Raw genomic sequence first — 12,564 nt, 5'->3', positions numbered from 1 at the left:
TGCTCTAGGGTGGGTCATCGAGCCGACATCTTCGACGTCACGGGGGTTTCGTGCGGAGTCTGACGCCGTTCGCACAGGTCATCATGCTGGTGAACGTGCTGGTGGTGGCCGTCGCGGTGGTGGCGCTCCTGGTGCTGCCCCCGGCGACCACGCCGGTGGCCGACTGGACGAGGGGACGGGCGACGGATTCACCGTCCGCCGCGCCGGGCCCCTCGGGGTCTCCGGGCTCCTCGGAGTCCGCGAACCCCGTCCTGCCGTCGGCCGATCTGCCACCGCCCGTCCCGGCCACCCCGGAGTTCGCCCGGCAGGTCGGGGCCAACGAGGCCGGGATGGTCCCGGTGCTGATGTACCACCGGATCGTCGCCAAGCGCGCCGCCTCCATCGACCGCACGCCCGCCCAGCTGCGCAAGGAGCTGGAGAGGCTCGCCGAGGACGACTACGTGCCGGTCACCGCGCGCGAGTTCGTCACCGGCCGGATGGACATCCCGGCCGGCAAGCACCCGGTCGTGCTGACCTTCGACGACGGCCACCCCAGCCACTTCGCGCTGGACGACTCCGGAATGCCGGTCAAGGACACCGCCGTCGGGGTCATCTACGACGTCGCCAGGAGGCACCCGGGCTTCCGCCCGGTGGCGACCTTCTGGGTCAACCGGGAGCCGTTCGGGCTGCGCGCGGAGAAGGACCAGAAGCGCGCGGTGGGCTGGCTGGCCTCCCACGGGTTCGAGGTCGCCAACCACACCTGGCGCCACCCCTACCTCCCCGCCATGCCGAAGAAGAAGATCGCCGAGCAGCTCGCGCGGACGGAGCGGCTGCTCGGCCGGCTCGGAGTCGGGCCGTCGGAGACGATGGCCCTGCCCTACGGCGCGATGCCGCGCAAGAGGTCCTTCGTGCAGGCCGGCAAGTGGGACGGCGTCCCCTACCGGTTCAAGGGCGTCTTCCTGGCCGGGGCGCAGCCCTCGGAGTCGCCGTTCACCAAGGGATACGACTGGCGGGCCATCCAGCGGATCCAAAGCAACGGTAAAAAAGGCGAATGTCGTCGATGGTGCTCGCAGTACTGGCTGGAGTGGCTGCGCGACCACCCCGGCCGGCGCTACACCGCCGACGGTGATCCGGCCCACATCTCCGTTCCCAAAGGACTTCGCGGTAAGATCAGTTCCCGGAACAGGGGACGGGTGATCGTCTACTGAGCGACCCCGATCACGGTCCGGATCAGCTGATTTCCGGTCCCGACCCCCGGCGTGTCGTGCCCCCGGATTGACCAGGCTCGTCTGGTCTCATATGCTGATCGCTGCGCTGTGGGCTCGTGCGTGTCTCGGACCGAGTGGGCTCGCGCTCGATCAGATCGGCGTCATCCTTCGGATTCTCCGGCTGATCGGTAAGAGGCCTGCTGCGTGTTCGCCACATCGACATCTGTCCGCGTTCGGAGCACTTCCACACATGACGAGCAGCACTGAGGCCACCTCGAGCACCCCGCAGGTAGCGGTCAACGACATCGGGTCCGAGGAAGAGTTCCTCGCAGCGATCGACCTGACCATCAAGTACTTCAACGACGGCGACATCGTCGAGGGCACCGTCGTCAAGGTCGATCGAGACGAAGTTTTGCTCGACATCGGCTACAAGACCGAGGGTGTCATCCCCTCGCGTGAGCTCTCGATCAAGCATGATGTCGATCCGGCGGATGTCGTCGAGGTTGGCGAGCACGTCGAGGCGCTCGTTCTCCAGAAGGAGGACAAGGAAGGCCGTCTGATCCTGTCCAAGAAGCGCGCTCAGTACGAGCGGGCCTGGGGCACGATCGAGAAGATCAAGGACGAGGACGGCATCGTCACCGGCACCGTCATCGAGGTCGTCAAGGGTGGTCTCATCCTCGACATCGGCCTCCGTGGCTTCCTGCCGGCGTCCCTGGTCGAGATGCGCCGGGTCCGCGACCTGCAGCCGTACGTCGGCCGCGAGCTCGAGGCGAAGATCATCGAGCTCGACAAGAACCGCAACAACGTGGTCCTGTCCCGCCGCGCCTGGCTGGAGCAGACCCAGTCCGAGGTTCGCCAGACCTTCCTCAACACCCTGCAGAAGGGTCAGGTCCGCAAGGGCGTCGTCTCCTCGATCGTCAACTTCGGCGCGTTCGTCGACCTCGGCGGCGTCGACGGTCTGGTGCACGTCTCGGAGCTGTCCTGGAAGCACATCGACCACCCGTCCGAGGTCGTCGAGGTCGGCCAGGAGGTCACCGTCGAGGTTCTCGACGTCGACATGGAGCGCGAGCGGGTCTCCCTGTCGCTCAAGGCGACGCAGGAGGACCCCTGGCAGCAGTTCGCCCGCACCCACCAGATCGGCCAGGTCGTTCCCGGCCGGGTCACCAAGCTGGTGCCGTTCGGCGCGTTCGTCCGGGTCGAGGAGGGCATCGAGGGCCTCGTCCACATCTCCGAGCTGGCCGAGCGTCACGTCGAGATCCCGGAGCAGGTCGTCACGGTCGGCGAGGAGATCTTCGTCAAGATCATCGACATCGACCTCGACCGTCGCCGGATCTCCCTGTCGCTCAAGCAGGCGAACGAGTCCGCGATGGGCGCCGACGTCGAGTTCGACCCCACGCTGTACGGCATGGCGGCGACCTACGACGACCAGGGCAACTACATCTACCCCGAGGGCTTCGACTCCGAGACCGGCGAGTGGCTCGAGGGCTTCGACAAGCAGCGCGAGGAGTGGGAGCGGCAGTACGCCGAGGCCCAGAACCGCTTCGAGGCTCACAAGCGCCAGATCGAAGAGGCCCGCAAGGCCGACGCCGAGGCCGAGGCCGCTCCGACGTCCTACACCGGTGAGACCCAGTCCGCCGGTTCGGGCGGCGGCAGCAGCAGCTCCTCCGCTCCGGCGGCCGGTGCCCTCGCCTCCGACGAGGCTCTCGCCGCTCTGCGCGAGAAGCTCGCCGGCGGCCAGAGCTGACACCGGTCCCACCGGGCGTACGCCCTGAGCGAGTGATGTGAGGAAGGACCCCGCTTCGGCGGGGTCCTTTTTCATGTTCCGGCGGCCGGAGGCGGCCGGAACCGCGCTCCGGACCGTGGAGACCCGCGCCCGCCGTACGGTACGGCGGTGCCGTAGGGTGGCGGCCGTGACCATGATCGAACGGGCCGGACCCGGGGACGCCGGAGAGATCCTGACCGTGCAGCGGGCCGCCTACGTCAGCGAGGCCCAGCTCTACGGGGATCCGTTCATCCCGCCGCTGGTGGAGTCGGCCGAGCAGGTCCGCGCGGCCGTCGAGACCGGCGTCGTCCTCGTCGCCCGCCAGGGGAAACGGATCGTCGGTGCGGTCCGCGGGCGGATGTCCGGCACCACCTGCCTGGTCGGCCGTCTCGTGGTCGCACCCGACGCCCAGGGCCGCGGCGTCGGCGGGGCGCTGCTGGCCGCCCTCCACGCCGAGGCCGCGTCCGCGCGGGCGTTCGACCTGTTCACCGGTCACCTGTCGGAGGGCAACCTCAGGCTGTACCGGCGTCACGGCTACCGCGAGACCCGCCGGGAGCGGATGAGCGACCACCTCACCCTGGTCCACCTGCGCCGCGAACCCTGACCCGCCCGGGAACCGTCCGCCGGGGCCGGCGCACACGGGGGCACCCCCGCCGAGTCCGCTCCCGCGATCCCGTCCCCCGGAGCGGGCCGCGTTATGCTGCCCGTCATGCTGAAGGTGGGACTTACCGGCGGAATCGGGTCCGGCAAGAGCGAGGTGTCGCGGCGGCTGGCCTCCCTGGGGGCCGTGGTGATCGACGCCGACCGGATCGCCCGCGAGGTGGTCGAACCCGGAACCGAGGGGCTGGCCCGGGTCGTCGAGGCCTTCGGCGCCGGGATCCTCCGTGCCGACGGCACGCTCGACCGGCCGAAGCTCGGCTCGATCGTCTTCTCCGACCCCGGGAAGCTCGCCGTCCTCAACGGCATCGTGCACCCGCTGGTCGGCGCGCGCGTCGCCGAGCTGCAGGACCGGGCGGACGCGGACGCGATCGTGGTCTACGACGTCCCGCTGCTCGCCGAGAACGGCCTCGCCCCCATGTACGACGTGGTCGTGGTGGTGGACGCCGCCGACGACGTCCGGATCGCCCGGCTGGTGGAGCTGCGCGGCATGGCCAGGCAGGACGCCGAGGCCCGGATCGCCGCCCAGGCGAGCCGTGAGGACCGGCTGAAGGTCGCCGACGTCGTCGTGCGGAACGAGGGGTCGCTGAAGGAGCTGGCGGCCCGCGCCGAGGAGGTCTGGGCCGAGCTGACCGCCCGTGCCCGCGCCTGAGCCCGCCCGTGCCCGCGCCTGAGCCCGTCCGCGCCCGCGCCTGACCACCCGTGCCCGTGCCCGCGCCTGAGCCCGCCCGTGCCCGTGCCTGAGCCCGCCCGCGCCGCCCGGGAGCCGTCCGCCGGGCCGCTCCGGCGCCCGTCCCACCGCGAGAGGCCCGCGCGGCCCGGGGCCGGACGTCAGAACTCGGCGTCCAGCGGGATCCGGCCGGCCACCGGCAGGTAGGCGTCCAGTTCCCCCGGCTCGAACCGGCGGGTCCCCACGGCGTACCAGAACTGGCCCGCCACGTCGCCCACCAGCTTGTACCGCCCGTCCGGCGCGATCGCCGCCCACCCCTCGGCCAATCCCAGGAGCGAGACCCGCCGGGCGGGAGCCGTACCGGGACGCAGATCCCACAGGATCACCACGCCGTCGTCGCCCGCGCTGGCCAGCAGGTCCCCGCCGGGAGTGAAGGCCAGCGACCAGATCCGCCGGGTGTGCCCGGTGAGGGAGTGCAGGTGCCGGCCGGTGCGGGCGTCCCACAGCCGCACCGACAGGTCGTCGCCGCCGGTGGCCAGCAGCGAGCCGTCGGGGCTGCAGGCGGCGGTCCACAGCCGCCCGGAGCCGCGGGTGAGGGCGTGCCGGAGCTCCGGGCGTTCCCGCCGCAGGTCCCACACCAGGGCCTGGCCGTCGTTGCCGGCGCTGAGCAGCTCATGGCCGTCCGGGCTGAAGGTCACCGCGTACACCCGGTCGGTGTGCCCCTCCAGGACGGCGACGCACTCGCCGCTCCCGACGTCCCAGATCCGCACCAGCCGGTCGTCGCAGCCGGTCGCCAGGCGCTCGCCGTCCGGGCTGAACGCGATGGAGCGGACCCGGCCGTGGTGGTCGGCGAGCCTGACGACCCGCCGGCCGCTCGGCCGGTACCAGACGCAGACGCTGTCGTCGTCGTTGGCGGTGGCGATGTGGTCCCCGGCGGGACTGAACGCCTCCGCCCACACGTGGTCGGTCTCGACGTCCAGCTCCCGCTCGTAGTCGCCGGTGGCGGCGTTCCAGAAGTGCACCCCGCCGTCGTTGCTGGCGGTGGCGAGCGTGGGGCCGGCCGGGCTGAAGTCGGCGGAGATGAGCCGGTCGGCCTGCCCGGTGAGCTCCCGCAGGCGGCGGCCGGTGCGCGGCTCCCAGACCCGCACGACCCCGTCGTTGCCGCTGGTCGCCAGCATGCTGCCGTCGCCGCTGAACCGCACCGAGGTGATCTTCCGCCCGTGGCCGCGCAGCACGTGCCGGCACTGCCCGGTGACCGGGTCCCACAGCCGGGCCGTGCCGTCGTTGCTGACGGTGGCGAGCTGGCCGCCGTCGGGCCGGAAGGCGAACGGCCAGACCGAGCCGCGGTGCCCGGTCAGCTCCACCCGGCCCCGGTCGTCGGAGACGTCGCGCAGGTGGACCGCGCCGTCGGAGTCGGCGCTGGCCAGCAGCGCGGAGTCGGGGCTGAACGCGACCTGGTAGACCGCCGCGCGGTGCCCGGCGCGCACGCCCCGCGAGGCGCCGGTGGCCGGGTCCCACAGCCGGATCGCGCCCTCGGTGTCGCCGGTCGCCATCAGCCGCCCGGACGGGGCGAAGGCCAGCGCGTAGACGCGGCCGGCGTGCCCGGTCAGCTCGTGCAGGACCCGCCCGTCGCGGGGGTCCCAGATCCGCACCACGCCCTCGCGGTCCCCGGCCGCCAGGAGCGTGCCGCCGGGGTCGTAGGCGACGCGGTACACCGGGCCGCGGTGGCCGGTCAGGGTCCGGGCGAGCGCGCCGGACCGCACGTCCCACATCCGGATCGTCCCGCCGGCGTCGCCGGTGACGAGCGTGCCGCCGCCTGCGTCGAACGCCGCGGTGTAGATCGGCGCCCGGTGCCCGGCCAGCTCCCGGTACGGCAGGCCGGTGGCGGTGTCCCAGAGCCGCACCACGCCGTCGGCGCCGCCGGCCGCCACCAGCCGCCCGCCGGGGCCGAACAGCACCGGCCACACCCCGTCGCGGTGCCCGGTGAGCACGTGGGACGCCTGCGCGGTGACCGGGTCCCACAGCCGGACCGTGCCGTCGCTCGCCCCGGTGGCCAGCAGGTCGCCCGAGTCGTCGAAGGTGACGGCGTAGACCCGCCCGCGGTGGCCGCGCAGGTTCCTGATCGGCAGGCCCGTGGAGCTGTCGCACAGCAGCACCCCGCCGTCGTCGCCGCAGATCGCCACGGTATCGCCGTCGGGGCTGTAGGCCACGGGCTCGGGCAGCCTGCTGGTCTGGAAGTGGTAGCCGTACGGCACGCCGATCGCCGCCGGGGCGAGCTCGATCTCCACCGGGTGGCCCGGCGCGATCGCGGCGCCGCGCAGCTCCGGGACGCCGGTCACCGTACCGGTGACGTCGATCAGCGCGGCCCGCCGCCAGCGGCTGCCCGCCAGCGCCGCGTCCCGCAGGTCCGCCCTGGCCAGCCGGGCCCGGGTCAGGTCGGCGCCGCGCAGGTCGGCGCCGGTGAGCCTGGCCTCGTCCAGCAGGGCCCCGGTCAGCCGCGCGCCGCGCAGCACGGCGCGCGACAGGTCGGTCCCGGCGAGGACGGCGTCGGTCAGGTCGGCGCCGGTGAGGTCGACCTCCCGCAGGTCACGCTCGGACAGGTCCTCGCCGCGCAGCACGGCGCCCCGCAGGTCGGTCATCGCGGGCGTGCGCAGCCTGGTGGTGATCCTGACGGCGTTGGCCCGGGAGACGTCGCCGGCGTCCGGGTCGGCCAGCACCCCGGCCGCCCAGGACCGGCAGGCGCGCACGTCGGCCAGGTCGCACAGGAACTCCACCGTCAGCTGCGACAGCGGCCTGCGGGCGAGCGCCGCCGGGTCGGGGAACGTCGCGGCGACGTGCCGGGCGACCAGCCACTCCATGACGGAGGAGTGGATGAACCCGAACAGGCCCTCCTCGGTGCGGACCAGCAGGCTGCCCGTCCCGACCGCGTGCGCGGTCTGCCCGCCGGTCAGCTGCCCGTCGGCCAGGCCGGTCAGCGTCTCGGCGGCCTCGGCCAGCTCGGCGGGCCGCAGGTACGCCTCGCCGCTCTCCCACAGCCGCAGCGCCAGCGCCGTCACCGCCTCGTGCAGCTGCCGGGCGCGCAGCCCGGCGGTCGCGCCCGGGACGCCGTGCACCCGGTGCTCCTCGAAGGCGAGCCAGGAGTCGATGATCTCCTCGTACAGCAGCGCCGCGCTGATGGTGTGCCGGGCCCGGGCGACGGTGGCCAGGCGCTGCCCGTCGAGGTCGGCGATGAAGCCGAGCATCCGCGGGTTGCTCGCCAGGCCCAGCAGGTCCCCGATGTCGCTCATCAGCGAGAACCGGTCGCCCGCCGCGTCCTCGTCGCCGCCGTAGCGGTTGACGAGGTAGGAGCGGATCTGCGGCCGGGTGAAGTCCTCGATGCTCAGCAGCCGCCGCTGCGGCAGCAGCCCAACCCGCTCGCCGAGCTTGGTCAGCACCTGCGCGCTGGACTTGAAATGCTGGGTACGGCCGGCCACGACGATCTTCGCCTTGTCCTCGGCCGCCTGCAGCAGCGTGTCGAGGTGGTCGGCGGCGCGGTCGTAGGTCACCCGGGTGACCAGCTCGTCGAACCCGTCGAACAGCAGCACCACGCGACCCTGGCGGAGCATGTAGTGGAACGCCTTCAGGTCGATGACGTCCTCGCCGTGACCGGCCAGGTGCGCGGCGACCAGCCCGTCCACCGAGTGCGCCTTGTCCAGGGAGCGCAGCTCGATCAGGATCGGCACCAGGTGCGGCAGCTCCACCGGGATCCGCCGGGCCAGCTCGCGCAGCGCGAAGGTCTTGCCGTGCCCGAAGTCGCCCAGCAGCAGCAGGAACCGGCCGTGGTCGGCGGCCAGCAGCCGCATCAGCTCGTCGGTCAGGCCCTCCTGGACCTGCCCGCCGGGGCGGTCCAGCTCCCGGAACCGCTGCGGCACGTACAGCTCCGGCGGGTAGCGCCGGTCGGCGCGCAGCCGCGCCGACTGGTCGGCGACGTATCCCGTCAGGTCCATCAGCCCCTGGAACTCGGTGAAGCTGCGCAGCCGCAGCCCCCGCCGGGCCGTCTCCTCGCGCAGCGCCGGCGACGGCGGCGGCCCCTGGTAGACCAGCTCGGCGCCGTGCTCCATCCCGGAGGCGTGCACCTGGCCGGCGAACGCCTCCACCTCGCGCCGGGTCGGCTCCCCGGCGTGCGCGCCGATCCGCAGCTGCCGGACGAAGCCGTCCTCGGGGTAGGTGACCAGCAGCTGCGGCACCTCGCCGGGAATCTTCCTGATCTTGACCCGGTCGTGCCGGGCCTCGCACACCTCGGCGATCCGGTCGAGCAGCAGCATCGACGGGGACGGCGCCCGCTCCGGCCCGGCAGGGACGGGCCCGGCCGGCGGCAGGGCGGCGGGGCCGGTGAGGCCCTCGGGGGAGTCGGCCGGCGCGAACGTCAGCCCCGTCGCGTGCCACCGGCGCGTCACCTCCTCGGTGGGCGCCGGGTCGTCGCGGTCGCGGTCCCAGCGGCGCAGGCCGTCCGCGGTCACCTCGATGATCCGGTGGCGTCCCGGGGCCAGGGCGGGCAGGCGCAGCACGTCCCGCGGCCCGGCGCCGCCCCCCGTCTCCGGGCCGTCGGCGGCGGATGCGCCGCGCGTGCCGCCGGCGCCGTGCAGCAGCAGGTTGAGCCGCCCGGCCAGCAGCCGCTCGACCGTCGCGGCGTCACGCAGGTGGGGCGTGGCGGGCGGGTGGCCGACCGCGCCGACCCGCAGCCAGCCCGCCTCCTCGAACGGCCGCAGCCGCTCGGCGAACCACGCGGCCTGCGACTCGCCGACGAAGCCGTAGCCATCCTCCTCACGGTGGCTCATCGCCATCGTGGAGTTGAGCCCGGCCACCACGACCTTCAGGTCGGGGACGGCGAAGAGCGTCCACGGCTGGGCGCTGTCGAACTCCGGCCCGTCGAGCCCCAGGTAGAGCTCCTCGAACAGGGCGGCGAAGTGCCGCCACTTGGGCCAGTAGGGCGGCTGCGGGCGCACGTCGTCGGCCTCGCAGTTGCTGAAGTAGGCCCGGCAGGCGGCCTTGGTGACGTCGCGGGGGCCGGGCACGACCACCAGCCGCTGCGGCTCCAGGCCGAGCAGCACCCGCAGCCCGGTCAGGAACGCCGCGGCCTCACCGAACTCGCGGCGGCTGCCCGACTCGGTGAGGTCACCGGTCACGATCATCAGGTCGGGCCGCGGCGCCCCGGCGTCCCGCATCCGGGCCAGGTCGGCCCAGATCCGCGGCTGCAGCTCCTCGGCCGTCAGCGGCTCGTCCTCGGCGGCCAGCCCCCGGCCGAACCGGGGGCCCGCCACGTGCAGCAGCGTCACCGGCCCGCGCGGGCCCCGCGCCGGCGGCCCGGCCGGGTAGGCGGGCGGCGCCACCGGGGTACGGCGGGCCCGCGCCGGCCCGTGCCGGGACGGCGCCGCCGGGACCTCGCCGGCGCCGGCCGCCGTCCCGCCGGTGAGGACCGGGCCGCCGGAGAGGGCCGGCCCGACGGGGAAGGACGGCCGGTCCAGCGGCTTGGCACGGCCGGCCAGCGCCTGCTCGATCCGGTTCAGCAGCAGCGCCCGCGCCTCGTCGGCGCCGGTCACCCCGACCAGGTCCACCCAGGTGATCGTGGCCAGCAGCCCCTCCAGCGGGCAGTCCTCCAGCCGGATCGTGACCAGCTTGTTGGAGGGGTTCTCGGGGTCGGCGCGCAGCGCGGCCTGCCACTCCATCCGCCCCCAGCGCGACCTGAGGTAGTTGCGCGACAGCACCGCGACCACCAGCGCGGCCTCGCTGACACCGCGGTCCATGAACTCGATGAACTGGGTCCCCGGCACGAAGTCCCACGCCTGGATCATCGTGCGGTAACCGGCGGCCTCCAGCTCCCAGGCGATCCACGACGCCCAGCGCTCGTCGGCGGGGGAGTAGCTGACGAAGATGTCGATCGGCCTGTCGTCGCGCGCCATAGCGATCACACCCCTCGCCGCCGTCCAACGGGAGTCCAGTATCGCCCGCCGTACCGGCGATTCGAAGGGGTTCGATCAAGAGCAGGCGTGCGATCTTGACCGGCCTCGTGGATCATGGTCGGTGTGCTGCGGCGACTGAGCGTTCTGGACTGGATTCGGATCGGCCTGCTGGCGCTGGGGCTCCTGTCCGTCCTGACCGGCCTGCTGCCCTCCGGGGACGCCCGGGCGGAGCTGACACGGATCGCGCCCATCCTGCTGTTCCTCGGCGCGGTGATCGTGATGGCCGAGCTCATCAAGGAGGCCCAGGTCTTCGACGTGATCGCGGCGCGGCTGGCGGCGGCCGGGCGGGGGAACTACGCGGCGCTGTTCCTGCTGTGCACCGCCTTCGCCGCCCTGGTCACCATGTTCCTCAACCTCGACACCACCGCCGTGCTGCTGACGCCGGTCATGCTCGCCCTGGTCGCCAGGACCGGCATCGCCGCGCTGCCGCTGGCCATGACCACCGTCTGGCTGGCCAACACCGCGAGCCTGCTGCTGCCGGTGTCGAACCTGACGAACCTTCTCGCCATGGACCGCCTGGGCATGTCCACCAAGGAGTTCGCCGGGCGGCTCTGGCTGCCGCAGGCCGTCTCGATCGCGGTCACCATGGTCTTCCTGTGGGTGTTCTTCTGGCGGCGCGGCCGGCGCGGCGCCGACCGCTACGTCCCGCCCGGTCCCGTCCCGGTCGCCGACCCGCTGCTGTTCCGCGTCGCGGCCACGGTGTGCGTGCTGTTCATCGCCGCGCTCCTGCTGGAGCTGCCGATCCAGCTCGCCGCCCTCGCCGCGGCGGTGCTGATGGTCGCCGCCTTCGCCTGGCGCGACCGGTCCAAGCTCACCCTCGCCCTGTTCCCCTGGCAGCTCCTGGTCTTCGTCACCGGCCTGTTCCTGGTGGTGCCCACCCTGAGCCGGTACGGCCTGGCCGACCTCATGGGCGCGCTGACCGGCACGGCGGGCGACGCCGGCGGCGCCTACCGGGCGGCGGTCACCGGCGGCGGGCTGGCCAACCTGATCAACAACCTGCCCGCCTACACCGCGGTGGAGAAGGTCGTCCCGCCCGGCAACCGCGACCAGCTCCTCGCCCTGCTCATCGGCACCAACATCGGGCCGGTGATCACCCCCTGGGCGTCGCTGGCCACCCTGCTGTGGTTCGAGTGGTGCCGCCGCCGCGCGGTGCGGGTGCCGCCGCTGACGTTCGTGCTGGCCGGGGCCGGGCTGGCGGTGACCGGGGTGGCCGCCGCCGTGGCAGCGCTGCTGCTCACCGCCTGACGTCCGCGGAGGTCCGCGGGGGGCCGGGGAGCCCACGGGGGTCAGCGTGCGGCCTCCTGGACGGCCCCGGCCTCCTTCAGGACCTCCTCCAGCAGCTCCTCCCGCAGCCCGGCCCGCCCGGCGACGAAGTCGCACCCGCTCCCGTCCAGCGGGACGCGGTCGAACGGCGCGCCGTCGAAGCCTCCGACCACCGCCCCGGCCTCCCGTGCGATCAGCAGGCCGCCCGGCAGATCGACGACCCCGGTCCGGTAGCCCACGATCCCGTCGATGTCCCCCCGGGCCAGCATCACCCAGGCGAGCAGCGGGGCCCACAGCCGCAGCACCCGGCGGGCACGCAGGTCGAGCGCCGCCTTCAGCGCCGTGGCCACGGGGTCGCCGCGCCGCACGCCGTACCCCTGGACCCAGGCCAGCACCGGACCGGAGCGGCCGGGCCGGTACGGCGGAGCCGACAGCGGGCCCGCCGGGCCGACCGCGCCCCGGCCCCGCACGGCCGACCAGGTACGGCCGGTCACCGGCTCGTGCACGACCCCCAGCTCGGGCCGCCCGCCGCGGCACAGCGCCAGGCCCACGGCGTACAGAGGCAGGCCGATCGCCACGTTGTTGGTGCCGTCGAGCGGATCGATGACCCACGTCCACTCCGACCCGGCCTCACCCAGCACGCCCGCCTCCTCGGAGATCACCGCGTGCCCGGGGAACGCCGAGAGGACCCGGCCGACCAGCAGCCTCTCCGACGAGAGGTCGAGGTCGGTGACCACGTCGCCGTCGTCGCCCTTGGGGTTGACCACGAGGGCCGCCCGGGTGCCCTCGGTGATCAGCCAGCCGGCCGCCCGCGCGGCGTCCACGGCGACCCGGCGGGCGCGCTCCAGATCCGTCGGCGCGGCGGCGCGATCCTCGTCCCGCTCCGCGGCGCCGTCTCCGGCGCGATCCTCGTCCCGCTCTGCGGCGCCGTTCCCGGTGTGCTCCTCGTCCTGTCCCGCGGCGCCTTCTCCGGCGCGGCCCTCGCTCGCCTGCCGAACCATGTGGTCCTCCTCGGTCGTGTCGTGG

7 protein-coding genes are annotated in these 12,564 nt (G+C 73.8%); 5 read left to right on the top strand and 2 right to left on the bottom strand.

Annotated elements, in window-relative coordinates; translation table 11 throughout:
* The first annotated feature begins 50 nt into the window (after nt 1-50).
* The 4 genes from IEZ10_RS00140 (at nt 51) to coaE (ending at nt 4,258) form a co-directional block, all read left to right on the top strand.
* A complete protein-coding gene (locus tag IEZ10_RS00140; protein ID WP_229810792.1) occupies nt 51-1,187 on the top strand; it encodes a polysaccharide deacetylase family protein in 1,137 nt (378 codons plus the stop codon).
* 250 nt (nt 1,188-1,437) lie between these two features.
* Complete coding sequence (gene rpsA / locus IEZ10_RS00135) at nt 1,438-2,931, top strand: 30S ribosomal protein S1 (protein ID WP_189244393.1); 1,494 nt, start codon at nt 1,438-1,440, stop codon at nt 2,929-2,931.
* Nucleotides 2,932-3,004: 73 nt separating this feature from the next.
* Nucleotides 3,005-3,553 (top strand): GNAT family N-acetyltransferase, encoded by a 549-nt coding sequence (locus tag IEZ10_RS00130; protein ID WP_268246259.1) that lies wholly within the window; start codon nt 3,005-3,007, stop codon nt 3,551-3,553.
* A gap of 105 nt (nt 3,554-3,658) precedes the next feature.
* Nucleotides 3,659-4,258, top strand: a complete 600-nt coding sequence (coaE, locus tag IEZ10_RS00125; RefSeq protein ID WP_189244392.1) for a dephospho-CoA kinase — start codon at nt 3,659-3,661, stop codon at nt 4,256-4,258.
* Between the two features lie 179 nt (nt 4,259-4,437).
* Here coaE and IEZ10_RS00120 read toward each other — a convergent pair whose 3' ends face one another.
* Nucleotides 4,438-10,215, bottom strand: coding sequence for a WD40 domain-containing protein (locus tag IEZ10_RS00120; protein ID WP_189244391.1), 5,778 nt, complete (start codon nt 10,213-10,215; stop codon nt 4,438-4,440).
* A gap of 114 nt (nt 10,216-10,329) precedes the next feature.
* On the opposite strand from IEZ10_RS00120, the gene IEZ10_RS00115 reads away from it, so the two are divergent.
* A complete protein-coding gene (locus tag IEZ10_RS00115) occupies nt 10,330-11,520 on the top strand; it encodes an SLC13 family permease (protein ID WP_189244390.1) in 1,191 nt (396 codons plus the stop codon).
* Nucleotides 11,521-11,561: 41 nt separating this feature from the next.
* Here the strand turns inward: IEZ10_RS00115 and IEZ10_RS00110 are convergent, their stop codons facing one another.
* Nucleotides 11,562-12,539, bottom strand: a complete 978-nt coding sequence (locus tag IEZ10_RS00110; protein WP_189244389.1) for an inositol monophosphatase family protein — start codon at nt 12,537-12,539, stop codon at nt 11,562-11,564.
* Nucleotides 12,540-12,564: the final 25 nt, after the last annotated feature.

It is taken from the genome of Streptosporangium pseudovulgare, from assembly GCF_014648055.1.
Taxonomy (GTDB): Bacteria; Actinomycetota; Actinomycetes; order Streptosporangiales; family Streptosporangiaceae; genus Streptosporangium; species Streptosporangium pseudovulgare.
The sequence above is the reverse complement of the archived record's forward strand: the minus strand, read 5'-3'. Positions and strand labels throughout refer to the sequence as shown.

Bases quoted from the DNA above. Each gene is read 5' to 3' on its own strand.
- rpsA (WP_189244393.1), top strand. From the start codon at position 1,438: ATGACGAGCAGCACTGAGGCCACCTCGAGCACCCCGCAGGTAGCGGTC.
- IEZ10_RS00130 (WP_268246259.1), top strand. From the start codon at position 3,005: ATGTTCCGGCGGCCGGAGGCGGCCGGAACCGCGCTCCGGACCGTGGAG.
- coaE (WP_189244392.1), top strand. From the start codon at position 3,659: ATGCTGAAGGTGGGACTTACCGGCGGAATCGGGTCCGGCAAGAGCGAG.
- IEZ10_RS00120 (WP_189244391.1), bottom strand. From the start codon at position 10,215: ATGGCGCGCGACGACAGGCCGATCGACATCTTCGTCAGCTACTCCCCC.
- IEZ10_RS00115 (WP_189244390.1), top strand. From the start codon at position 10,330: ATGGTCGGTGTGCTGCGGCGACTGAGCGTTCTGGACTGGATTCGGATC.
- IEZ10_RS00110 (WP_189244389.1), bottom strand. From the start codon at position 12,539: ATGGTTCGGCAGGCGAGCGAGGGCCGCGCCGGAGAAGGCGCCGCGGGA.